The organism is Gordonia pseudamarae (assembly GCF_025273675.1).
In the GTDB taxonomy this organism is placed as follows: domain Bacteria; phylum Actinomycetota; class Actinomycetes; order Mycobacteriales; family Mycobacteriaceae; genus Gordonia; species Gordonia pseudamarae.
Genome location: NZ_CP045809.1, coordinates 83,046 through 107,131, shown reverse-complemented (window position 1 = coordinate 107,131; position 24,086 = coordinate 83,046). Strand labels below are relative to the sequence as shown.

The following is a 24,086-nucleotide window of genomic DNA, read 5'->3' as shown; positions in this document are numbered from 1 at the left end:
CACACCCCCACCACACAACCCGAAGACTGCCGGCAAAGACACGAATGTAGACGCCAAAAAAGCACTATCTCAAAAAATGAAATTGCAATATTCATACCATCAACAACAACCAACAACCCCTCACAGGGCACATCGATCATCACTGATGAGATGCTCGCATCCACTATGCACTTCTCAAACAACACACACCCACCACCAGCCACCAACTCCGGCCCCCATCACAGGAACCCTCACCACCAGCAACCCAACAGCAGGCCAAGACAACCCGCATCACTGCGTGTTCCCTCAGAACCCCGATAGTGTGCAACAACCAGCATCCCAGTCACCCAGAACACTCACCCCACCCACCACACACGTCTAGTGCACAGCCGGCATAACAGGATGTGTTTGATGTTTCACCCATGAACATGACCGCGGCACACCACATTCGGGCATGATCCACGACAGTGCCAATGCTCCTTAGAAAGGAGGTGATCCAGCCGCACCTTCCGGTACGGCTACCTTGTTACGACTTCGTCCCAATCGCCGATCCCACCTTCGACAGCTCCCTCCCACACAGGGGTTAGGCCACCGGCTTCGGGTGTTACCGACTTTCATGACGTGACGGGCGGTGTGTACAAGGCCCGGGAACGTATTCACCGCAGCGTTGCTGATCTGCGATTACTAGCGACTCCGACTTCATGGGGTCGAGTTGCAGACCCCAATCCGAACTGAGACGCGCTTTAAGGGATTCGCTCCACCTCACGGTCTCGCAGCCCTCTGTACGCGCCATTGTAGCATGTGTGAAGCCCTGGACATAAGGGGCATGATGACTTGACGTCATCCCCACCTTCCTCCGAGTTGACCCCGGCAGTCTCCTGCAAGTCCCCGGCATAACCCGCTGGCAATACAGGACAAGGGTTGCGCTCGTTGCGGGACTTAACCCAACATCTCACGACACGAGCTGACGACAGCCATGCACCACCTGTACACCAACCACAAGGGAACCGACATCTCTGCCAGCGTCTGGTGTATGTCAAACCCAGGTAAGGTTCTTCGCGTTGCATCGAATTAATCCACATGCTCCGCCGCTTGTGCGGGCCCCCGTCAATTCCTTTGAGTTTTAGCCTTGCGGCCGTACTCCCCAGGCGGGGTACTTAATGCGTTAGCTACGGCACGGATCCCGTGAAAAGGAACCCACACCTAGTACCCACCGTTTACGGCGTGGACTACCAGGGTATCTAATCCTGTTCGCTACCCACGCTTTCGCTCCTCAGCGTCAGTTACTACCCAGAGACCCGCCTTCGCCACCGGTGTTCCTCCTGATATCTGCGCATTTCACCGCTACACCAGGAATTCCAGTCTCCCCTGTAGTACTCAAGTCTGCCCGTATCGCCTGCACGCCTACAATTGAGTTGCAGAATTTCACAGACGACGCGACAAACCGCCTACGAGCTCTTTACGCCCAGTAATTCCGGACAACGCTCGCACCCTACGTATTACCGCGGCTGCTGGCACGTAGTTGGCCGGTGCTTCTTCTCCAGGTACCGTCACTCGCGCTTCGTCCCTGGTGAAAGAGGTTTACAACCCGAAGGCCGTCATCCCTCACGCGGCGTCGCTGCATCAGGCTTGCGCCCATTGTGCAATATTCCCCACTGCTGCCTCCCGTAGGAGTCTGGGCCGTGTCTCAGTCCCAGTGTGGCCGATCACCCTCTCAGGTCGGCTACCCGTCGTCGCCTTGGTAGGCCATTACCCCACCAACAAGCTGATAGGCCGCGGGCCCATCCCTGACCGCAAAAGCTTTCCACCAACCCCCATGCAAGGGCAGGTCATATCCGGTATTAGACCCAGTTTCCCAGGCTTATCCCAAAGTCAGGGGCAGATCACCCACGTGTTACTCACCCGTTCGCCACTCGAGTACCCCCGAAGGAGCCTTTCCGTTCGACTTGCATGTGTTAAGCACGCCGCCAGCGTTCGTCCTGAGCCAGGATCAAACTCTCCATGAAAAAACACTGAAACCAAACAGTTTCAACACAATTCTTCAGACCAGAGAGAAAAACCTGACCAAAAAATCCTCAAAAAAACAAACTGGCATTCAAAAATATTTTGACTACCAAAAAAATTTGGCATCAAACAAAGTTTGTCACACACTATCGAGTTCTCAAAGAACACACACCCACCAACACCACCCCACAAAGAGGCAACCATCAGCAAGCACTGCTCACAAACACTTGGAAACCGCCACCCACTCCGGGGCAACTTCTCCAGTGTGCCATATCCGTTCGGCGGCGTCAAACCCGAGGGCTTTCGACCAGCCGGACCGTATCCAGCAGATCCCGCAAGTATTCGCCACACCAAAGTGTGGTTAATAAGACTCAAGGGGTTGCCAGCCGCTACTCGGTTTCCCTTCCCCGCAGTCCCTTTCGGGTCTGTAGTCCCTGTCGGGCCTGTCCGGGGCGGCGCCGTGGCGCGCTGACTTGGAATAAGTTACGCACTGATTGCCGCAAAAGCAAATTGCCTGGTCAGAGACGTGTTCACGGGCCGTCGCCCACGTGATGGGGGCACAAGGACATCCGGCGGGCCGGCTGATGCGTTGTCCGGAGGTGCGACGCCGGCCTCGTTGCCGACGACGCGTGCTCGATTTCCACGCGGGTGACGAGATCGGAGACGGCGTCGACGCGGCACGTGTTCCACGCCACCGACGTCGGGGTGCCGGCTACCGTCTCGTCGTCGCGGGTGATCGGCGAATGGTCAGCCGAGCACCACCCGGGCGATCCGGTCGACGGCCTCGGTGAGGACCTCCGGGGAACAAGCGGTGTTGAGGCGCGCGAAACCCGCGCCCTGCGTGCCGAACGCCGGCCCGTGGTGCAGCCCGACGCGACCTTGTTCGAGGATCGGCAGGCCGGGATCGTCGCCGAGGTCGGTCGCACGGAAATCGAGCCAGGCCAGGTAAGAGGCCGCGGGCCGACGCATCGTGACCGAAGGGATCCCCAGCGCCAGGTGCTCCTCCAGGAGAGTCAGGTTGTCACCGATGAGGGCGAGTACCGCATCGAGCCAGGCATCGCCGTGTTCGAAGGCGGCCTCGGTGGCGGCCCGGCCGAGGATGCTCGTGCGGAAACCCACCTCCTCGGGCTGCCGGTCGAGCAGCGCGCCCACCCTCTCCCCCGCCGACACGGTGAGCGCGCACTTGGCGCCCGCGATGTTGAACCCCTTGCTCGCCGAATGCGCGGCCACCCCGACCTCGCGGGCGGCATCGCCCACCGCCAGGAACGGCACGAAGTCCCCGGGCCGGTGCACCAGCGGCGCGTGGATCTCGTCACTGACCACGAACGCCCCGTGTTCGGCGGCCGACTCGGCGATACGGGCCAGTTCGTCGGCGGTGTGCACCCGTCCGACCGGATTGTGCGGGCTGCACAACAACAGGGCCCGCGCGCCGTCGGCAAACGCCTGCCCGATGCCGTCGACATCGAGGCGATAGCCGGCATCGTCACTGATCAGCGGCACCTCCACGACCCGGCCGCCGGCTTCGGGAATCATGTCGAAGAACGGCGGATAGACGGGTGGGTTGATGATCACCGTGTCGCCCGGCTCGATCAGCACGCGCAACGCCTCCACGATGACGACGCTGACATCGGTGGTCAGCCGCACCCCGGCCGGATCGGGCCGCCAGCCCCAGCGGCGCTCCGCGAAACCGGCGAACACCTCACCGACCCGGCCGACACTGCCCGCGTACCCGATATCGGAGGTCCGCACCTGCCCGATGATGGCGTCGGCGACCACATCGGCGATGGTGAAGTCCATCTCGGCGACGAACAGCGGCAACACGTCGTCGGGGTAAGTGCGCCACTTCTCGCTGGTACGGCGGCGGAGTTCGTCCAGGGTGGGGGTGGTCGGGATTCGCGTGGGCGGCACACCTCCCTTTGTATCCGAACGTGCGGGTGCCGACCGACGACAGTGGTCCGTTGGTGCTAGGACTGGATGTATGACACTTGAGTCACGTGGGTTTCCTGTCCGCATCGGTGTGCAACTGCAGCCGCAGCACGCGCCCGACTACGCGCTGATCCGGGATGCGGTGCGCCGCGCCGAGGACCTCGGCGCCGACATCGCGTTCAACTGGGATCACTTCTATCCGCTGTACGGCGACGGCGACGGCGCGCACTTCGAGTGTTGGACGATGCTCGGGGCGTGGGCGGAACAGACCTCGCGGATCGAGATCGGCGCGCTGGTCACCTGCAACTCGTACCGCAATCCCGAACTGTTGGCCGACATGGCCCGCACCGTCGACCACATCAGCGGCGGACGGCTCATCCTCGGTATCGGGTCGGGCTGGTTCCGCAAGGACTACGACGAATACGGCTACGAGTTCGGCACCGCAGGATCGCGCCTGAACGATCTCGGCGACGCGCTGCCCCGGATCGACGCGCGGCTGACGAAACTGAACCCGGCACCCACCCGCGACATCCCGATCCTCATCGGTGGCGGCGGCGAGAAGAAGACCCTGCGGCATGTGGCCGGACACGCCGACCTGTGGCACAGCTTCGCCGACAAGGACACCTACCCACGCAAGGCCGAGATCCTGGCCGGACACTGCACCGACGTCGGCCGCGACCCGGCCACCATCGAACACTCGGCGGCCATCAAACACGGCGCGTCCCCCGACGAGGCCGTACGCCAGGCCGAGGAGCTGGCCGAGCTCGGATTGTCGGTGATCACGATCGGCGTCGGCGGTCCGGACTACGATCTCACCGCCCTCGACGCGCTGTGTCGTTGGCGGGGCTGACCCGGACCGGATCCCGCGATCGGGGACCGGCGAGCTGTCGTACGTTCGTGCGGTCGACCACTAGTGTTTATCCCATGCGTTCTCCCGTTCTCCGCGTGACCGCTGTGGGGCTGACCACACTCGCGTTCCTGGTTTCCGTCTTCGCGACGCTCGCCGTCGTGCTCGCCGGACCCGCGCACGCCGAACCGCCGTCACGGCTGCCCAACCAGGTGTACGACCCGGCGGACGTACTCGACACCGCGCAGGCGCAGCAGTTGCAGGACGCGGTCGACAAGCTGCAGGAGGATCACGACATCACCCTGTGGGTGGCCTACGTCAACACCTTCGACGACCTGACCGCCGAGCAGTGGGCGCACCAGACCATCACCAGCAGCGACCTGGGGTTCCGGGATGTGCTGCTGGCCGTGGCCACCGAGTCGCGTTCGTACTATTTCGATTCGCCGGAGGCCATCGACGACATCACCCGCGACGACCTTAAATCCATCGCCACCGACGACATCGTGCCCGCCCTGCGCAAGAACGAGTGGATGAACGCGGGCCTGGGCGCGGTCGACGGGCTCGCCGGAACGGACGAGAGTTCGGGCGTCGGCCTGATCGTCGGGGTGGTCGGCGGGGTCGCCGTCCTCGGCGGCGGCGGTGCGCTGTTGTATTCGCGCAGGCAGCGACGCAAGCGCATCGACGACGTACTCGACACGGTCCGCGAACAGGAACTGACCGGCGACCAGCTGGTGTCTCAGCCGCTCGACGTGCTCGACCCGTGGTCTCGTGAGGTGCTCACCGACACCGACAACGCGATCCGCACCAGCGAGGAGGAACTGCGGCTGGCGGTCGGCGAGTTCGGGACCGTCGAAACCGAGCCGTTCACCCGTGCGCTCGACGCGGCCAAGAAGGGCCTGGCGGCGTCGTTCGCGTTGCGTCAGCGTCTGGACGACAACATCCCCGAAACCCCCGACCAGCGCCGGTCGATGCTGGTGCAGATCATCACCACCTGCACCGACGTCGACAACGATCTCGACGAACAGGTCGAACAGTTCGACACGATGCGCAACCTGCTCATCAACGCCGACAGCCGCCTGTCCGAGCTGACCCGTGAGCTGGTCGGACTACGGACCCGCCTGCAGAGCTCGTGCACCACGCTCGAGAACCTGACCGGCAAGTACGGCGCGGCCACACTCGTCTCGATCACTCACAACCCGGAGCTGGCCGAGCAGCAGATCTCATTCGCCGAATCGAGCACCGACCAGGGCCGAGAGGCACTCGGGCTGCCGGTCGGCGAGCAGGGTCAGGCGGTCGCCGCGATCCGATCGGCCGAGGGCGCCATCACACAGGCGGCGACACTGCTCGACGCCATCGACCGGGCCGAGGAGAACCTGCGGGTCGCACGTGTGCGGATGCCGGCGCTGATCGAGGAGGTACGCGGTGAACTCGCCGAGGCCGACGGGCTGACCGTCGACGGCGGCCCCGACCTGGCCGCCGCGACGTCGATCGCGCGCGATGCCCTCGGCCGCGCCGAGACCGACTTCGCCACCGACCCGCTGGGCACGTTCACCGCGCTCGTCGACGCCGACGCCGACCTTGACGACGCACTGGCCACCGCCCGTTCGGCGGCCGGTGAACGTACCCGCCGCACCGAGCTGCTCAACTCCTCACTCGCATCGGCGACGGCGAAGGTGGACGCGGCGGCCGACTTCATCGGTACCCGGCGCGGCGCGGTGCAATCGACGGCGCGCACCCGGCTGGCCGAATCGCAGCGCCTGCTGGCCGTCGCGAACGCCGACGCCGGAGGGGACCCGGTGACCGCCATCGACACCGCCCGCCGGGCGGGCACGCTCGCCGACGAGGCGTTGATGGCCGCCCAGGGCGATGTGGTGCAGTGGGAGTCCAGCCAGGCACCCCGCCAGTCGTCGGGCGGTTCGGCCGCCGGTGCGGTCCTCGCCGGGGTGCTCGTCGACAGCTTCCTGCGCGGGTCGATGCGCGGGGGCGGTTTCAGCGGGGGTTTCGGGGGTGGCGGATTCAGCAGCGGCGGACGCAGCCCCGGATCCTTCGGCGGATCGCAGAGCTCGGGGCGTATCGGAGTCGGCGGCAGATTCTGATCCCTCCGCATGTGGGGGTGCGAGCTTCGAAAGGCAGTCGGTTCACCAGGTTTCGAGGCTCGGTCGCCGGGCGACCTCACACCTCAACCGGCGAAGGCGGCAGGTTCGAGACCCGGCGACCTCACACCTCAACCGGCGAAGGGGGGTTCGCGGTGTTCAGTCCAGCCAGTCGAGGACCGAGGCGGCGGTCCAGCTTTGTTGCATGCTGCCGAGGGGTTCTCCGGTGAATGGTTCGTAGTACTCGGCGAAGTGGCCGTCGGTGACCTGGCGCAGACCTTCGGCTCGGAGCCGGGCCGATTTCTCGGGCCAGCCACGATGGGCGAAGGCCCAGCTGAACAGCCAGGTCATGACGGGCCAGACGGGGCCGCGCCAGTATTCACGGGCACGGAAGTCCGGGGAAATCGGCGAGGTGGACGGCGGTACGGCGAAGCGCAGGTCGGGGTGGCCGCAGAAGTGCGGGCCCTCGAACAGTCGCAGCAGGGCGCGTTCGCGGTCGCGGGGCAGGCCGCCACATAGCAGCGGGGCGAAGCAGGCGATGGTTTCGGTATTGATCCACGACCCTGCCCGAACATCGAAATCTCTTGCGGCACCGTTACGTTCGTTGGTGGCGGCGACAACCCCGGACCGGAAGCGGGCAGCCCAGCCGCGGAGTTCGCGGACGTCGGACAGCGGTTTGGCATGGTCTTCTCCGATCTCGGCGAGCACGTCACAGGCGACGGCCAGGATCGCGCTGACGAACACGTCTTCGACGGCGAAGTCCATGGTGCCGGAGAGGATCTCGTCGTCGTAGGCGGCGCGCTTCATCTGTTCGACGAGCCAGATGTAGCGATCGTACTCGAGGTCGGACGGGCGCATCGACACGTCGCCGCCGACATGATCGAGATCGGCCCGTACGTATGGCGGAAGATCCTGCCCCGGAATGACGTTGGCGTAGGCGGAATCCCAGCGCGGGGAGTTGTCCATCCCCGATTCCCACCCGTGGTAGATGGTGACGCGGCCGCGGCCGTGTGGGTCGCGGGCGGTGGCGAGCCAGCGATGCCAGCGCACCAGATCACCCCAACGGCGATCGATGAACTCGTTGGCCACACCGCGCGTGGTGCGGCCGTGCCGGCGGGCGTGGTCGAGGATGCGGGCGACGGCGATCGCGTGCACCGGCGGCTGGGTGATGCCCGAGGTGTCCCGGCCGAGCGGGGCACACTTGGCCAGCCGGGCGCATTCCCAGCGCGCCGGTCCGGGAAAGTAGCCGTCGCGGCCGTTCGCGAACACGATGTGCGGGATCATGCCGTTGGTCCATTGTGCCGACAGCAGGGTGTCCATCTCGACGACGGCGCGCTCCACCGACAGCGGGGCGAGCCCGACGGTGACGAACGCGGCGTCCCAGCTCCACATGTGCGGGTACAGCTTCGGGGCCGCACTGGTCATCGTGCCCAGGTCGTTACCGCGCAGCAGGTAGGCAGCCCGAGCCGAGAGTTGCGTCGGGGTGAATCCGTAGCGTGCCACAAGTGGATTCTGCCTTGCGCCGGGATGTCGTGCTCGCCGAGATGAACACAATGTCGTCCGATATAGCAGTCCTCACGGGCATATGCCCCCGCGAGCCGCCATATCGGACAAAAGTTGCGGGATCAGACCTGCTTGAGGTCCGAGGGCTGCCAGACGGCGCGCATGGATACGATCTTGCCCTCGTCGTCGAACACCATGATGTCGACGGGGGTGATCTCGAAGGTCATGCCACCGGTGCCGGTGGTGAGCACGAACTCGAAGACGGCGGTGTCGCCGGCGATCTTCTTCCAGTTCAGCACGGTGGTGCGGGTTTCCATGTTCGCGATGACGCCGTAGAACTCGACGATCTCCTCGCGGGTGGTGCGCACCGGCGTGCCGATGGGGTCCTCGACCGTGCCGCCGGCCGCGAACAGATCCGCGATCTGCTCGCCGGTGCCCGAGCTGACGAGTCGGACGTACGTGTCGACGGTCGCGGCGATCTTGTCGACCAGCGAGTCCTGCGCTGATTCTTGTTCGACGGTCATTCCTGCCTCCAAAACTAGAACATGTTCTATTCGAGAACGTATCACGGTCAGGCCGCGACCGGAACGGTTCGTCGCCGCGAATCGGCAGGTCCGTACATCTGCGTCAACTGATCCGACGACAACCGACACAGCACCGACATCCGGATTTGGTACCGTCGCCGGACAGGAGGGACAACACACGTGACCAGCAATAACCCGATCGGGCAAGGCGACGGCGCCGACCAGGGACCGCCCACGTGGGCCGCGCCCGGCTCGGCTCCGGACGCGGCCCCCGGACCGCCCGAAGGATGGTCCGCCGTCCCCACTCCGGCCGTGCCCGGCGCATGGCCGGTACCCGGACCACCCGCCGGCTATCCCGCCCCTGGTTACGGTCCGGTGGGCCACAGTCCGGTCGGCTACGGTCCGGTGGGCTACGGTCCGGCCGGATACGGTGGCCACCCCGTCCCCGGCTGGGGTTCGCTCAACCCGATGCTGATGCACAAGCCCGGAATTCTGCCGCTGCGACCGCTCAACGTCGGCGACGTGCTGTCCGCCGCGTTCACCGCGATACGGAACGCACCCCGCGTCTATTTCGGCCTCGTACTGCTCATGCAGCTGTTCACCCTGCTGGTGTGTGTGGTGATCGCCCTCGCCGTCGCGGCCGTCGCGTTCGGCTCGAACTTCGACAATTCGCTCGCCGAACTGCTGCTGGGCGTCGGTGCGGGTGGATTCGTGTTGGTCTCCACCACCGTGTCGGGGATGTGCGCGGGCATCCTGGCGTACCCGCTGAATCAACAGGCCGTGGGCCGCAGGCCCGGACTCGGCGAAACCTGGCGGATGACCCGTGGCCGCATTCCGGCGTTTCTCGGCTTCGTCGGCCTGATGGTGGTGGGCTGGGTGGCGCTGCTGATACCCACGGTCGCGGTGTTCGTGGCGGCGGCGGTCGCGCAGGAGCCCGCGGTGGTGGTCGTCGCGGTGCTGGTGGTCGTCGCGACGATGGTCCTGTCCGTGTGGCTGGCGGTGCGGATATCGCTGTCGCTGCCCGCGCTGTTCACCGAACGCCTGGGCCCCGTCGCCGCGGTGCGGCGCTCGTGGACACTGACCGACCGATTGTTCTGGCGCACCCTAGGCAACCTGGCGTTGATGTATCTGGTCGTGGCCGTGATCCAGTGGGTCATCCAGTTCGGTTTCCAGATGCTCGCCGTCATCGTGATCCTCGTCGACAACGGTTCGGAGTCGAACGGCGCCATGGTCGCCACAATCAGCATCTACCTGCTCGGGATGATACTGGCCATCGTCCTGACCCAGCCGTTCATGGCCGTCACCACCGCTGTGCTGCATCTGGATTCGCGCACCCGCAAGGACGGTTTCGATCTGGATCTCGGGCAGGTCGCGGCCGAGGTGGCCGCCGGGCAGCACACCGACGGCTGGCCGCCGCTGTCCCGGAACGTCGCCCCGGCATTCCCCCACGGTCAACCTGTGCCGCCGTCGCCGTACCCGGGCCGGTACCCGCAGCCATGACCGGCGGTGTCATCGTCCTGGCCGCCGGCCCGAACCCGAGCAACGACGAAGCGCGCCGATGGGTACGCTACGAACTCGGGAAGGTACGCTACCGGGAGGCCGAACCCGGTCTGATCGAGCGGATCTCGGACTGGCTCAGCGACCGGCTCTCGTCGCTGACCGACGCGATCAGCACCTCCTCCCCGCATCTGCCGAACATCGTGGTTGTGCTGGTGGTGCTCGCGCTGATCGCCGGGGTCGCCTTCTCGATGCGGTTCGTCCGGCGCACCCGGCGGGTGCGCGGTGGCGGCGATCCGGGCGCGCTCGGCCCGGGTACGCTCAGCGCCGCCGAACTGCGGGCACTGGCCGAGCGCGCACTGGCCGGCGGCGACCACGACCAGGTGATCCACCTGGCGATGCGGGCGATCGCGGCCGGGGCACGCGAACGCACACTGCTGCCCGGCGAGGCGACGATGACCGCCCACGAGGTGAGTACCGCGCTGGCCCGCTACTTCCCGTCGCAGAGCCGGGAAATATTCTGGTTGGCAACGGTTTTCGATGACGTCGCCTATGGTTCGGCCCATGCGGTCCCCGACGATGCCCGGCGCGCGCTCGAGCTCGACCGGATACTGTCGCGCACCCCGCCGCACACGCGCACCGCACCGACCGCCGAGCTCGTGTCATGACCGCGTCCATGGTGACACGGACTCCCGGCACACCGACCACATCACCCAGGCGAGGCCGATGGTGGTGGTACTCCGGTGTCGCTCTGCTGGTGGCCGTGGTCGTGGCCGCCGTCGTGATGATCGCCGCCCGGAACACCGACCGCGGAGGCCTGTTCGACCCCGACAACCCCGGTCCCACGGGCGCGGCCGCACTGAGCGAGGTGATCGACGCGCACGGCGTCGACGTCCAGGTCGTGCGCACCCACCGCGCACTGGCCCGCACCCGCATCGACTCCGGTACCACCGTGGTGGTGGGTGGCATCATCGACACGAATGAGGCCTGGGCGCCGAGGCTGCTGTCCGAGGTACGCGCCGCACGGCGCCTGGTCCTGATCGAGCCGTCGAGTACACAGTTGGGCTCACTGGGCCTGCCGGTGGGCACCGCGCACACCACCGGCACCCGCGACACGGTGCCCGCCCGCTGTTCAACCGGGTTCGTGTCCCCCTCCGACACCGTGCGGGCAGACGACAGCGGCTACCGGTCCTTCCAGCTGGATTCGGCCACGGAGTGTTTCATCGACGGCGACGCAGCACAGCTGGTGGTGCTGCCCACGGCGGCGGATCGGCCCGAGACGGTGGTGCTGTCGGGCACCATGCTGCGCAACGACGAAATCAGCCGCGTCGACAACGCGGGCGTCGCGATCCGCGCGCTCGCCCCCACCGACCGGGTCGTCTGGTACGTACCGGACTGGACCGATACTCCGGACTCCGGATCCACCGCCGCCGACGACGACATCCCGGACGCGCTCGCACCACTGGTACTGCTCGCCGGTTTCGGGCTGCTCGCGGCGATGGTGTGGCGGGGCAGGCGATTCGGCGCATTGGTGGTCGAGCCGCTGCCGGTGGTCGTCAGGTCCGACGAAACCACCCGGGCCCGCGGCCGGCTGTACCACCGTTCCCGCGCCGCCGACCGGGCCGCCGCCGCACTGCGCACCCACACTCTCCAGAAGATCAGTGTCACAGTCGGGTTACCGTACGATCCGCGTTCCGGCGCACCGGTCGAGGCCATCGTCGATGCTGCGGCCGCCGCATCGGGCCGGGACCCGCGCCAGATCTATCCGCTGCTGGCCGGACCGCTGCCCACCGACGACGGTCTGGTCCTGTTCGCCCGTGCCCTGTCCGACCTCGAAAAGGAAGTCCGTTTCACACCATGACATCTGAGATGAAGCACCCCGGCGAGCACGCCGCCCGGGCCGCGCTCGGCGCGGTACGCACCGAGGTCGCCAAAGCCGTCGTCGGGCAGGATGCCGCGGTCGCCGGGATCTTGATCGCATTGCTGTGCCGCGGCCATATCCTGCTCGAAGGCGTTCCGGGAGTGGCCAAGACACTGCTGGTACGCACGCTTGCCGACACACTGTCCGTTGACACCAAGCGGGTACAGTTCACCCCTGACCTGATGCCCGGTGACATCACCGGATCCCTCGTCTTCGACAGTGCCGCTTCGGAGTTCACCTTCCGGGAGGGTCCGGTGTTCACCAATCTGATGCTGGCCGACGAGATCAACCGCACCCCACCGAAGACGCAGGCGGCGCTGCTGGAGGCGATGGAGGAACGGCAGGTGTCGATCGACGGCCGGCCCCGCCCGTTGCCGACGCCGTTCCTGGTGGCGGCCACCCAGAATCCCGTCGAATACGAGGGCACCTACCCGCTGCCGGAGGCACAGCTCGACCGGTTCCTGCTCAAGGTGATCCTCCCGGTGCCGCCCCGCAACGACGAGATCACCATCCTGTCCCGGCACGCAGCCGGATTCGATCCCCGAAATCTCGGTGCGGCAGGGATTTCCGCGGTCGCCTCAGCTGACGACATCGAGGTAGGCGCCGACGCGGTCCGACGCGTCGCGGTCGCCCCGGCGGTGCTGGCATACATCGTCGACATCGCCCGCGCCACCAGGATGTCACCATCGCTGTCGCTGGGGGTCAGCCCGCGCGGTGCGACGGCGCTGCTGTCGACGAGCCGCGCCTGGGCGTGGCTCAACGGCCGCGACTACGTCACCCCCGACGACGTCAAGGCACTCGCTCAATCGACACTGGCGCATCGTCTTTCGTTGCGGCCGGAGGCCGAGCTGGAAGGCGTGTCGGTGGCGGCGGTGCTCGAGAGCGCCATCGGTTCCGTCCCCGTGCCGCGCTGATGTTCGTCACCGGACGGTATTTCGGCCTGGTCCTGCTCGGGGCGGTGCCCGTCGTGCTGTCACCGTCGTATGCCACGGTGCTGTGGTGGGTGCTCGCCGTGCTGACGCTGCTGGCCCTGGACGTACTGTCGGCAGGACAGCCGCTGGCGGTGGAGCTGACCCGCCTGCCCGTCACACCGATTCGGCTCGGCGAGACCACCACCTCCACGCTGCTGGTGCACAACCCCGGAAGCCGGAGATTCCGTGGCACACTAAAGGATTCGTGGCAGCCGTCGGCGGGTGCCGGATCACCGGTACATCCCCTCGACGTGCCCGCGGGCGAACGTCGGGCCGTCACGACACGACTACACCCGACACGGCGTGGTGATCGGCTCGCCATCCGGGTCACGGTGCGGCGAAATGGGATCCTCGGGCTCGGGGGACGGCAGCGGTCGGCGTCCACCGGCGGCGCGGTGCGCGCCCTGCCACCGTTCGACTCGCGCAAACATCTGCCGTCGCGGCTGGCCCGATTGCGGCAGCTCGACGGCCGATCGGCCGTCCGAATCCGGGGTCAGGGCACCGAATTCGATTCGCTGCGCGACTATGTGGAGGGCGACGATGTGCGCAGCATCGACTGGCGGGCCACCGCGCGCCGGCGGTCGACGGTGGTGCGCACCTGGCAGCCCGAACGGGACCGGCACATCGTGATGGTGCTGGACACCTCACGGACCAGCGCCGCCCGTGTCGGCGACGCACCCCGGCTCGACGCGTCGATGGACACCGCCCTGCTGCTGGCCGCGCTGGCCTCGCACGCCGGTGACCGGGTGGACCTGATCGCCGGTGACCGGGCGGTGCGGCGGCGGGTGGTCAATTCGTCGCGATCGACTCTCCTGAACGATCTGGTGAACGGCATGGCGCCACTGGAACCGGCACTGCTCGAAGCGGATTGGCCGCTGCTCAGTGCCGAGGTAACCAAGATCAGCCGCCATCGGGCGCTCCTGGTGCTGCTGACCGCGCTCGAACCGGCCGCGGTCGAGGAGTCATTGCTGGCACCGCTGTCGGTGCTCGCGCAACGCTATCGGGTGGTGATCGCCTCGGTCACCGACCCCGCGATCGCGGCGATGGTGGACGAGCGGGAGGATCTGCGGCAGGTGTACCACGCCGCTGCCGCCGTCCGCACCGGACTGCTGCGCGAACGCACCACCGCCGCGGTCGGCAGACTCGGCGTCGACGTGGTCGCCGCCGACCCGGAGTCACTGCCCGCCGCGCTTGCCGACCACTATCTGATGCTCAAGTCCCGGGGGCTGCTCTAGTCCGGGGATCACGCCACGGGCACCGAGTAGCCGCGCTCGAACTCCTCGACGTCGCCGGTGTGGGAGGCGTCGTGCGCCCAGCGGCCGACGGTGAACACGTACACCCAAAAACCCGCCCAGACCACCACACCGACACCGATCCGCGCCCAGGTGGGCAACCCGGACGGGGTGACGAAGGCCTCGATGATGCCGCAGATCAGCAACAGCACAACCAGACCCAGCGACACACCGATCGCGGCGCGACCCTCCTCGCCGAGCGCCTGCACTCGTGTCCGGTCACCCGGCGACACCCACGCCCAGAACAGCCGCAGACCCACCCCGCCGGCGACGAACAGGCAGGTGAGCTCGAGCAGCCCGTGCGGGGTGATGAGGCCGAAGAACAGATCGCCGCGGCCGTGGTTGATCATGATCGCGGCGACAACCACCAGATTGACCACGTTCAGATACAGCATGTACACGACGGGAAGGCCGAACACCCCGAGCGCGATACACGTTGCGGCGAGCCAGAAGTTGTTGGTCCACACGCGGAAGGCGAACGACTGCGCCGCATATTCGGAGTAGTAGTTCTCGAAGTCGTTGTTGACCAGTTCCTCGATCTGCCCGGGTGAGACCAGCGACGATTCGATGCGCGGATGCTCCAGCATCCACCACGTCATCACCACTGCGGCGACGGTGCACGCCACCATCACCCCGATCCACCACCAGCGCATCCGATAGAGCGCTGCCGGGAACGAGCGTGCGAAGAATGTGCCCAGATCCGACCACGACGCCGACCGCGACCCGGCCGCGCGCGAACGGGCCCGCGCCAGCAGAGCCGACAGGTATCCGACGAGTTCGGCGTCGGGGGTGGCCGAACGGATCACCGAAAGATGGGTGGCGACGCGCTGATAGAGATCGATCAGTTCGTCGGCCTCGGCGCCGGTCAGCGTACGGGTACGCGCGAGCGTGTCGAGCCGCTGCCAGGAGGGCGAGTGTTCGCCGACGTAGGCGTCCAGATCCATACGGGTCAGCGTATCCGCGCACCTGCCGGCAAGCACCGATCCGACCCGCCGGACTGCGAATGGACGCAATATCATGGCGGCTATGTACGAATCCGGGGCGGGCAGCGGGACCATCGGCGTCGGCGTCGACGACCTGGTGTCCGGCGAGGCCGTCGCCCTGGATCTGCCGCCCGCCAACATCGGGCTGCGCGTGCTGTCCGGGCTGATCGACATCATCGCCGGGACGGCGCTGTGGTTCGCGTTGCGGTACGCCGGAACCGCCCTGGCCGGAGATACCGACACCGCGATGCTGGTCGCCACGCTGACGCTGGCAACCATCGTGGCCCTCGTCGCGTTCCCCACCGCGATGGAAACGGCGACCCGCGGGAAGACGCTCGGCCATCTGGCGCTCGGATTACGTACCGTGCGCGACGACGCCGGTCCCATCAGCTTCCGCCACGCGGTGACCCGGGCGCTCCTGGGGAGCGTCGAACTGTACGGCTGCCTGGGTTTTCCGGCGCTCGCGGCGAGCGTGGTGAACACCAAGGGCAAGCGGCTCGGCGATCTGTTGGCCGGCACGTACGTGATCCGTGACCGCTACACACTGAAGATGCCGCAGCCGGTGCCGATGCCGCCGTATCTGGAGCCGTGGGCCCGCACCGCCGACATCGCGACGCTGCCGCCACAACTGACGCTGGGTATCCGGCAGTACTTCGCGCGGCGGTTCTCGCTCACACCGTCCTCACGTGCGGTGGTGTTGCAGCGGCTGGTCGTCGAGACGGGGCGGTACGTAGCACCGCCACCGCCCCGGGGAACGCCTGGTGAGGATCTGCTGGCGGCCGTTCTCGCCGAGCGGCGGCGCCGGGACACCGAACGGATCGCGCGCGAGAACATGCTGCGGCAGCGACTGTTGGGCTGAGCACCGCTCTCGCTCGCCGGAGCCCCTCACACCTCGACCGGCGGTGACAGTGTTACTTGAGTTCGGCGCTGGACTTTCCGAGCAGACGGCGGGCGATGATCAGCTGCTGAATCTGCTGGGTGCCCTCGAAGATGTCGAGGATCTTGGCATCGCGGGCCCACTTCTCCAGCAGGCTCGTCTCCGAGAAGCCTGCCGTGGCAGCGAGTTCCACGGCCTTGTTGGTGAGGTCGTTGACCACCCGGCCGGCCTTGGCCTTGGACATCGAGGCCTCGGTGGAGTTGGGCTGCTTGTTGTCGGCCATCCACGCGGCGCGGATGGTGAGCAACCACGAGGCCTCCCAATCGGATTCGAGGCGGATGAACTCACTGACCGCGGCATGCTGGACGGCGGCCGGCTTGTCGTAATCAATGACATGCCCGGCTGATTCGAGGATGCCGCGCAGCTCTTCGAGAGCGGCGCGGCCGAGCCCGACGGCCATCGCGGCGACCACCGGACGGGTGTTGTCGAAGGTCTGCATGACCCCGCCGAAACCCTTCTTGGTGTCGATCTCCGGCGAGCCGAGCAGGTTGTCCTTCCGGACGCGCGCGTTCTCGAACCGCAGGACCGCGGTGTCGGAGGCCTTGATGCCGAGCTTGTGCTCGAGTCGGGCGACAGTCACCCCTTCGGTGTCCATCGGGACCACGAAACTCTTGATGGCGGCGCGACCGGCACTGCGGTCGAGCGTCGCCCACACCACGACGTGGTCGGCGCGTGAACCGGCCGTCACGAAGATCTTCTCGCCGTTGATGACGTAGTCGTCGCCGTCGAGCACCGCGGTGGTGGAGACGGCTGCCGAGTCCGATCCGAAGCTGGGTTCGGTGATGGCCATCGACGCCCACACATCGGCGAACCGCTCGAGCTGTTCGTCGTTGGCGACGGCGGCGATCGCGGCGTTGCCCAGGCCGTTGTACGGAACCGACAGTGCCAGGCCCACGTCGCCCCAGCTGGTTTCCAGGGTGTTGAGCACCGAGATCATGTTGATCCCGTTCTTCGACGGCCCCTCGTCGGGCGTACCCGCCGTCGCCGCGCGCTTCTTCTTGGACTCCTTGACGAGTTTGCCGAGGCCGTCGAGCTCGGAGGGGGTTTCGTGCTCGGCCTTGTCGTACTTGCGCGACACCGGCCGGAAGATGTGCTCGCCCACCGCGTGGGCCTGCTCCACAGCCGCGTCCAGCTTCGACGGGAGCTCAAGGTTGATCGCCATGGCGGCAATCTTACTGCTCAGTAAGTTAGTTGCCAACCCTTGTCGCCGGAGTCCGACGGCCAGCCGTCCGCCGGCACCGCCACGCTCCGAGGTTCCGCGGGCTACGCAAGTTTCGTCCGATATAGCCGTTGGCTCGGACATATGCCCTGACGAACGGCTATATCGGACGAAATTTGCGGGCCGGTCAGAAGCAACGACCACGATGTCAGGCACCGCTGCGGACGATGCCGTGCGATGGGCTGAGCGGCTGTACGACACTGCGGCCGAGGCCGTGCGGTCAGTTCAGACCTGAGCGTAGCCGGGTGCCGATCTTCTCCAGGACGGCCGGGCGTTCGCCCATGCCGGGGCGCCACGGGAGGGTGAGGCGGTCCTTGGTCTTGTCGGTGTAGCGCGGGATGACGTGCAGGTGGAAGTGAAACACCGTCTGCCAGGCGGGGGCTTTGCAGCAGTTGAGGAGGTTAACGCCGTCGGCGCCGAGTTCGGACACGGCGGCCTTCGCGGCGCGCTGCGCGGACAGGGTGACCGCGGTGAGGTCCTCGGCGTCGATCTCCAGCAGATCCTCGGAGTGGAACTTCGGAATCACCAGCATGTGGCCGTCGGCGGCCGGGTTGATATCCATGAACGTCAACGTCAGATCGTCCTCGGCCACCTTCGTTCCCGGTACATGGCCGCTGACGATGCCGCAGAACACACAATTCTCCATACGGTCATCTTGACGGACGGTGGTTGCGAAGTCACCGCGTGGCCACCCGGACCGTCCCTGCAGCCAGGCCCAGCGCGACGATAACCCCGCCCGGTGCGGCGACCACCCACGGCTCGGTGGTCAGGTAGTCAAGGCCGCCGGTGAGCATGGCGCCGAGTTCGGCGTTGTCGACGTCGGCGCCGAGGCCGATGAAGCTGAGCCCGGCGATACCCAGCGCCGTTGCCGGTACCCGCACCAGTGCGTGCCGGAGCAGCGGGCCGGCGATCGCCGGCAGCACATGCGTCACGGTCACCGCGACCGGCCCCACCCCGGCCAGTGCCGCCGCCTCCACATAGCCCGCCGCACGTGCCGTCACCGCGAGGGTCCGCGCGTGGACCGCCAGCGGAATCCAGGCGACCGCCAGCACCGCGATGCAGGCGCTGAACAGGCTCTGACCGAGGATCGCGGCCAGTATGATCCCGGCCACCGTCGATGGCACCGTGTTGAACACGTCGACCGCGCCCGCCCGCGCCGACCGCACCAGCAGCCCGATCGCCAGCGCGACGAGCAGCGCCGCGAACGTGATGATCAGCGCCAGCCCGACGGTGCGGACCGTCCCCGCCGACACCCGCCCGAGAAGATCGTGGCCGACGGCATCGGTGCCCAGGGGATGCCGCAGGCTCGGAGCCTGCAGCCGCAGGTCGAGGTCGGTGGAGTCGCCGTCGCGAAACAGTCCGGCGATCACCACCATCGCGACCGCCGCCAGCGTCACCGGTGCTATCGCGGTCGAGGGCGGTGCTGCCGTCACCGCCGTACCTGTGGCCTCGGCCGACAACGCGGGCCGCAGCAGGATCCCGTGCAGCATCGCCGCGCCGGCGGCGCAGGCCAGCCCAGCCCCGATGAACGCGGCCAGGCACGTTTGTAGCACCGGAAGGTCTTGCGACAAAACAGAATTAACGGCGAGAGTACCGGCGCCGCGGATCGCGAACACTTTCTCCACCGCTACCGACGACCCGAACACCGTCACCGCCACCACCACGGCCTGCGGTGCACCGACCGCCACCACCCGCCGCGCCACCGCACCCGTGATCGCCGGGCGTCCGATGTGGTTGGCCCGCCAGGTGGTGACCCAGGGTTCGGCGAGCGCCTGTTCGGCTGTCGCGGTGACGATCCGGGCCAGCAGTCCGCCCGCCGGGATGCCCAGGGCCAGCGCGGGCAGGACCAGATGGTGAGGCGAACCCCAGCCGATCGCCGGAAGTAGCTGCCAGCCGACTGCGAACACCGCCACGCCGGTGATCGCCAGAATGACCTCGGGCAGCGCGGCGAGGGTCCCGCAGAGGGCACCGAGCCGGGCACTGAACGGTCCCGAATCGGCGGTGGCCCGCCACACCGGGTACGCGAGCAACGTCGTCACCACCAGTACCGCGACGACCAGCGCCGAACCGGACAGTGTCGCCGACCGGAGCAAGGCCGGACCGACGATCTCGGTGACCGGCCGGCCGCTCGACCAGCTCTCCCCGAAATCGCCACCGACCGCCGAACTCAACCAGCGCCACACCCCCGACCACGGATCGGCGGGCAGGTCGAGCTGTCGGCGCAACGCCTCCACGGCCTCCGGGTCGTCGCCCCGGGCGTGGAAACGTACCCGGAGCGCGGCCTGGGCGGGATCCTCGTCGCGCAGCCACGGCAACGCCGCCACCAGTACGAGCAACCCGATCGCGGCGACGGCAGCGGTGACGACCGAACCGGCTGCCCTCATGCGGTAACCGGACCTGCGGCGTCGAGCAACGACCGGGTGAGCGGATGCGTGGGCCGGGCCAGCACCTTCTCGCACGGCCCGTGTTCGACGATCCGCCCGCCATCCAGGACGGCGACGTCGTCGCAGAGTCGGCGGGCGACGCCCAGATCGTGCGAGACCAACACGATCGTCGTGCGTTCGGTGTCGGCGACCCGCGCCAACATGTCGACGACCGACAGCCGGCTGCCGGCGTCGAGGGCGCTGAACATCTCGTCGCCGATGAGCAGGGCGGGCCGTGCGGCCAGGGCGCGGGCAATCACGACGCGCTGACGCTGACCGCCGGACAGTTCGGCGGGTCGGCGGTTGAGCAGGCCGGCGTCGAGTCCGACGAGTTCGAGCAGTTCGGTGGACCGGGTGACCGGGTCGTCGGGCAGTCCGAGGGCGTGGATCGGTTCGGCGAGGGTGCGGGCCACCGGGAAGCGGGGGCTCAGTGAACCCGACGCGTGCTGCGAAACGGCCTGGACCAGCCTGGCCCGCTCGACCCTGGAGAGGGTGTCGACGGGCTGCCCGAACAGCAGGATCTGCCCGGTGTCGGGCCGGATCAGGCCCAGCATCGCCCGCACCAGGGTGCTCTTACCGGCCCCGGACGGCCCGATCAGCGCCAGGTGACGATGCTGTTCGACCCGCAGATACAGTGTGTCCAGCGCGCTGTTCCGCGGCCCCCACCGGCGGCGACGGTAGTGCACGGTCACCCCGTCGGCCACCACTATCGCGCTCACGCCGTCACCCCGAGGGTGCGGGCGGCATCGACGAGGCGGGCCGACGTCGGGTGCTGCGGTTCGGCCAGGATGTCGGCCGTCGGTCCTTCCTCCACAATCCGTCCGCCGCCCAGAACGACGACCCGCTCACACAGCCGCGCCACCAGCGCCAAGTCATGACTGATCAGGATCAGCGCCGTGGCCCGCGCGTCGAGGATGCGGCGCAGCATCAGCAAGATCTCGTTCTGGGTCAGCGCGTCGAGGGCGGCGGTAGGTTCATCGGCGACAACCAGCTCCGGTTCGGTGACCAGCGCCAGTCCGAGCGCAGCACGCTGACGCTGCCCGCCGGACAGGTGCAGCGGCCACGCCCGGCGGGTGTCGGCGTCGAGGGCGAGTTCTTTCAGTTGCCGGTCGATCCGTTCGCGACGTTCGGCGCGCGGCACGCCGGCCCCCCGCAACGCCAGATCGTACTGGCGGCCGACCCGCATCAACGGGTTCAGCGCCGACGCCGACTCCTGTAACAACGCGCCCGTCCGCGGCGACAGATACCGATCACCGCTGACCCTCAGTCCCGGTAACGGCAGCCCCAGGAGGGCACCGGCGGTCAGGGTCTTGCCCGACCCGGACGGTCCGACGATGCCGAGCCGCTCACCCGATTCCACGGTCAGGTCGAGGCCACTGATCAGCGGCCCGGCCGGGCCGTCCACGCACAGACCTTGTAACCGGGCCTCTGGGTGCGGCACCGGCTCAGTCAAACTTGGTGTCGACGGTGATCACCGCACGTTCCCACGGGTCCTCGGCCAGACCCGTGAGCCCCTTGCCGATGCCGAACTGGGTGCGGTCGTGGATCAGCGGGATCACCGCAACCGTCGACAGCAGCCGGTGCTCGACGTCCACGGCCACCCGGTAGCGGGCGGCGGCGTCGGTCTTGGTGGCCGCATCCGCCAGGTCGGCGTCGATGGTGCGGTCACAGAAGCGGCTGATGTTGTAGCTGCCGGCGCAGCCGAAGTCGCTCTGCAGGTAGCCGATCGGATCGGGATTGTCGTAGCCGTAGGAGCGGCTCATGATCACCGCGTCGAACTTGCCGGACAGGAAATCGCCTTCGAGCTGGTCGTAGTCACCGACGGTGACTTTGACGTCCAAGCCCACCGACCGCCACGTGTCGGCGATGACGGTGGCCATCTCGGACATCTCCGGGCGGTTGGAGAACGTCGCCAGCGACACCGATTTGCCCTTGACTGCGGTGCTGTTCGGGAAGCGCGTCGCGGGCCGGTTCGCCGCCCACGTCGACACCTTCGGTGCGAACAGGCCGTCGGCGTCGTCGGCGAAACCGTCGTAGACGGTGGCGGCGAAATCGAGTTCGTCGATGGCGGCGCGGGCGGTCTCCCGCGCGCCGGGATCGGAGAACACCGGCGAGGACTGCGTCAGGTGCAGCGCCACCGTGCGCGGCAACGGCACCGCGATCAGCTCGTCGGCGGAGAAAGTCCGCAGTTTCGACGCGGGCAGGCTGAACGCCACATCCACCTGGCCGGCCTTCAGCGCCGATGACCGCGAATCACCATCGGCGACGAAGCTGACGTCGACACCCTCGAAGCCCGGATCACCGCCCCAATAGTCATCGAAGGCAGCGAGGGTGGCACCGCTGGTGCCGTCAAGTTTGGTGATCTGGTACGGGCCGGTACCCATGCCGACCGGGCTCGGTTGGTTCGGGTTCGAGTAGGCACCTTCGGCGAGAATCACCAGCTCGGGCGAGGACATCCGCGACACCAGCACCGGGTCGGGCTCCTTGGTGGTGATCGCCACCGTCTTGTCGTCGACGACGGCGACCGACATCTCGATTCCGGTCAGTGCCCGCGGCTGAGGTTCTGCCTTAACGGCGTGGGTGAGCGAATCAGCGACAGCCCGCGCGGTCATCGCGGTGCCGTCGTGAAATCTCACCCCGTCGCGGATGACGAAATTCCAAGTGGTGGAATTGATCTGAGTCCAACTCTCGGCGAGTCGCGGCTTCGCTGTGCCGTCGGGATCAAGGAACACCAGCGATTCGGTGGCACCGATTCCGTAGGTGGTGGCGGCGTCGTCGCTGTACGGGGACAGCGCCGCGACCGGGGAGAAACCGTAGGCGTAACGCAGTCGCTCAGGACCGGGATCGTCACCACCGCAACCGGCGACGATCAGGAGTGCGGCGACAGCAAGACAAACCGAACGCAAGGAACGCATGGGCGAGCCCTTCGTGTCGAGGCTCGTTGCGCGGAGCCTGCGGCGGGACACTCCGACGGCTGCCGGAGGTGCCAGCAGGTCTTCGGACTCGGGTTCATCCGGCTCGGGCGCCTTCCCGGACCTGTCCCGGTCCAGTGGCGATGTGCCCGGCCGTCCCCTTACCGCTGCGCGTCAGTTCCGGGTTCGCACCGGATTCCCTGCCCAGGTGGGTTGACTGGCACCGGCATCGTACCGCGCAGGCGCAGCCGTGGCCCCGGTCGGACTTCTCACCCTGGACCGAGCCATCGTCTTCTCTCCTTGGTGGCTGGATTCAAGCCTCGTCGGGGCGTGAGACCGGAACTACCGTGACAGCCCCTTCAGTTCCGATGAAGTCGTCGGGGTTGGTGGTGAACAGTGGCAACCGCCGTGCGGAGGCAACCGAGGCGATCATGAGGTCGGCGGAACGTCGTCGAGGTTTACGACCGACGGCGACCACGCCTGCGGCGATCAATCCGTACCGACGTGCTGCCTCGGCATCGAACGGCAAGGGATCAAACATGGCCTCGGTCCGTTGCAATCGAGCGACACGAAGCGCTCGCTCGAGTGGATCCTCGGTTTGGTGAATGCCTGCTGACAGTTCGGCCAGAGTTACGGTGCTGATCAGGACCTCACCGGGGAGCGAATCCTTTGGCAACCGCTCCAGATGGATGATGATGTTGGTGTCTATCAAACCACGTAGATGCGTGCGGATCATGTCGATTGTTCGGACTGCGCGGCTCGTAGGTAAGCGTCGAAATGCGCCGCATTGTCGATGTGCTCGCCCTGGTCGGCTCTGAACCGGCCACGGTCCATCGGCGGTAAGTCGCCGAAGGCCGTGAACAGTTCGTCAACGGGTACAGCCGTTCGGCGCCCCGGAGTCGCCGGTGTGCCGAGGTAGGTGTCGATTGCGGTCAAGGCCACTTGCTGCATTGAGGTGTGCTCGACCTCCGCACGCCGCCGAAGGGCGTCGGCCTGTTCGTCCGATAGCCGCAGGGTCATCGCCATGCCGCGATGATACCGCACGGTATCAGCAG

General features: G+C 67.1%; 20 protein-coding genes, 1 rRNA gene and 1 riboswitch. Of the genes, 8 read left to right on the top strand and 13 right to left on the bottom strand.

Annotated features, from left to right (window positions below):
* Positions 1–463: 463 nt before the first annotated feature.
* A 16S ribosomal RNA gene (locus GII31_RS00470) occupies positions 464–1,985 on the bottom strand.
* A gap of 745 nt (positions 1,986–2,730) precedes the next feature.
* A complete protein-coding gene (locus tag GII31_RS00465; protein ID WP_246222032.1) occupies positions 2,731–3,891 on the bottom strand; it encodes a MalY/PatB family protein in 1,161 nt (386 codons plus the stop codon).
* A 70-nt stretch (positions 3,892–3,961) separates the two neighbouring features.
* On the opposite strand from GII31_RS00465, the gene GII31_RS00460 reads away from it, so the two are divergent.
* Together GII31_RS00460 and GII31_RS00455 are read left to right on the top strand one after the other, a co-directional pair.
* The gene (locus tag GII31_RS00460) at positions 3,962–4,759 is read left to right on the top strand and encodes an LLM class F420-dependent oxidoreductase (RefSeq protein ID WP_213245795.1); all 798 of its coding nucleotides are present in this window, start codon (positions 3,962–3,964) and stop codon (positions 4,757–4,759) included.
* Between the two features lie 74 nt (positions 4,760–4,833).
* Positions 4,834–6,852, top strand: coding sequence for a TPM domain-containing protein (locus GII31_RS00455; protein ID WP_213245793.1), 2,019 nt, complete (start codon positions 4,834–4,836; stop codon positions 6,850–6,852).
* 156 nt (positions 6,853–7,008) lie between these two features.
* On the opposite strand, the gene ggh is transcribed toward GII31_RS00455, so the two are convergent.
* Both ggh and GII31_RS00445 read right to left on the bottom strand, forming a co-directional pair.
* Positions 7,009–8,352 (bottom strand): glucosylglycerate hydrolase, encoded by a 1,344-nt coding sequence (ggh, locus tag GII31_RS00450; protein ID WP_213245791.1) that lies wholly within the window; start codon positions 8,350–8,352, stop codon positions 7,009–7,011.
* Between the two features lie 122 nt (positions 8,353–8,474).
* Positions 8,475–8,876, bottom strand: a complete 402-nt coding sequence (locus tag GII31_RS00445; RefSeq protein WP_213245789.1) for a nuclear transport factor 2 family protein — start codon at positions 8,874–8,876, stop codon at positions 8,475–8,477.
* 180 nt (positions 8,877–9,056) lie between these two features.
* Between GII31_RS00445 and GII31_RS00440 the strand changes: the two genes are divergently transcribed.
* From GII31_RS00440 to GII31_RS00420, 5 genes are read left to right on the top strand one after another with little or no spacing between them, the layout of a single operon-like run.
* Positions 9,057–10,376: a glycerophosphoryl diester phosphodiesterase membrane domain-containing protein gene (locus GII31_RS00440; RefSeq protein WP_213245787.1), complete on the top strand. Its 1,320-nt coding sequence runs from the start codon at positions 9,057–9,059 to the stop codon at positions 10,374–10,376.
* Positions 10,373–11,041 carry a DUF4129 domain-containing protein gene (locus tag GII31_RS00435; RefSeq protein ID WP_213245785.1) on the top strand — a complete coding sequence of 223 codons (669 nt, stop codon included), beginning with the start codon at positions 10,373–10,375 and terminating at the stop codon, positions 11,039–11,041. The genes GII31_RS00440 and GII31_RS00435 overlap by 4 nt, the downstream gene beginning before the upstream one ends.
* Positions 11,042–11,049: 8 nt before the next feature.
* On the top strand, positions 11,050–12,234 hold the full coding sequence (locus GII31_RS00430; protein ID WP_213245783.1) for a DUF4350 domain-containing protein: 1,185 nt from the start codon (positions 11,050–11,052) through the stop codon (positions 12,232–12,234).
* Positions 12,231–13,208: an AAA family ATPase gene (locus tag GII31_RS00425; protein WP_213245781.1), complete on the top strand. Its 978-nt coding sequence runs from the start codon at positions 12,231–12,233 to the stop codon at positions 13,206–13,208. Before GII31_RS00430 ends, GII31_RS00425 begins: the two co-directional genes overlap by 4 nt.
* Entirely contained in the window at positions 13,208–14,500 is a 1,293-nt protein-coding gene (locus tag GII31_RS00420) for a DUF58 domain-containing protein (RefSeq protein ID WP_213245779.1), read from the top strand. The genes GII31_RS00425 and GII31_RS00420 overlap by 1 nt, the downstream gene beginning before the upstream one ends.
* An 8-nt stretch (positions 14,501–14,508) precedes the next feature.
* Here GII31_RS00420 and GII31_RS00415 read toward each other — a convergent pair whose 3' ends face one another.
* Positions 14,509–15,501, bottom strand: coding sequence for a stage II sporulation protein M (locus tag GII31_RS00415; protein ID WP_213245777.1), 993 nt, complete (start codon positions 15,499–15,501; stop codon positions 14,509–14,511).
* An 82-nt stretch (positions 15,502–15,583) separates the two neighbouring features.
* On the opposite strand from GII31_RS00415, the gene GII31_RS00410 reads away from it, so the two are divergent.
* Positions 15,584–16,399, top strand: a complete 816-nt coding sequence (locus GII31_RS00410) for an RDD family protein (protein ID WP_246222031.1) — start codon at positions 15,584–15,586, stop codon at positions 16,397–16,399.
* 52 nt (positions 16,400–16,451) lie between these two features.
* On the opposite strand, the gene GII31_RS00405 is transcribed toward GII31_RS00410, so the two are convergent.
* The 8 genes from GII31_RS00405 to GII31_RS22540 all read right to left on the bottom strand — a co-directional run bounded on the left by GII31_RS00405 (position 16,452) and on the right by GII31_RS22540 (position 24,057).
* On the bottom strand, positions 16,452–17,639 hold the full coding sequence (locus GII31_RS00405; protein WP_213245773.1) for an acyl-CoA dehydrogenase family protein: 1,188 nt from the start codon (positions 17,637–17,639) through the stop codon (positions 16,452–16,454).
* Between the two features lie 277 nt (positions 17,640–17,916).
* Positions 17,917–18,342: an HIT family protein gene (locus tag GII31_RS00400; protein WP_213245771.1), complete on the bottom strand. Its 426-nt coding sequence runs from the start codon at positions 18,340–18,342 to the stop codon at positions 17,917–17,919.
* 31 nt (positions 18,343–18,373) lie between these two features.
* Entirely contained in the window at positions 18,374–20,080 is a 1,707-nt protein-coding gene (locus tag GII31_RS00395; RefSeq protein WP_213245769.1) for an ABC transporter permease subunit, read from the bottom strand.
* Positions 20,077–20,838, bottom strand: a complete 762-nt coding sequence (locus GII31_RS00390) for an ABC transporter ATP-binding protein (protein WP_213245767.1) — start codon at positions 20,836–20,838, stop codon at positions 20,077–20,079. Before GII31_RS00390 ends, GII31_RS00395 begins: the two co-directional genes overlap by 4 nt.
* Positions 20,835–21,524 carry an ATP-binding cassette domain-containing protein gene (locus tag GII31_RS00385; RefSeq protein WP_213245765.1) on the bottom strand — a complete coding sequence of 230 codons (690 nt, stop codon included), beginning with the start codon at positions 21,522–21,524 and terminating at the stop codon, positions 20,835–20,837. The genes GII31_RS00390 and GII31_RS00385 overlap by 4 nt, the downstream gene beginning before the upstream one ends.
* A gap of 40 nt (positions 21,525–21,564) precedes the next feature.
* Positions 21,565–23,034, bottom strand: coding sequence for an ABC transporter substrate-binding protein (locus GII31_RS00380; protein ID WP_213245763.1), 1,470 nt, complete (start codon positions 23,032–23,034; stop codon positions 21,565–21,567).
* Positions 23,035–23,090: 56 nt separating this feature from the next.
* Positions 23,091–23,268, bottom strand: a riboswitch (cobalamin riboswitch).
* A gap of 76 nt (positions 23,269–23,344) precedes the next feature.
* Positions 23,345–23,767 (bottom strand): type II toxin-antitoxin system VapC family toxin, encoded by a 423-nt coding sequence (locus tag GII31_RS00375; RefSeq protein ID WP_213245761.1) that lies wholly within the window; start codon positions 23,765–23,767, stop codon positions 23,345–23,347.
* A complete protein-coding gene (locus tag GII31_RS22540; RefSeq protein ID WP_213245759.1) occupies positions 23,764–24,057 on the bottom strand; it encodes a hypothetical protein in 294 nt (97 codons plus the stop codon). The genes GII31_RS00375 and GII31_RS22540 overlap by 4 nt, the downstream gene beginning before the upstream one ends.
* Positions 24,058–24,086: the final 29 nt, after the last annotated feature.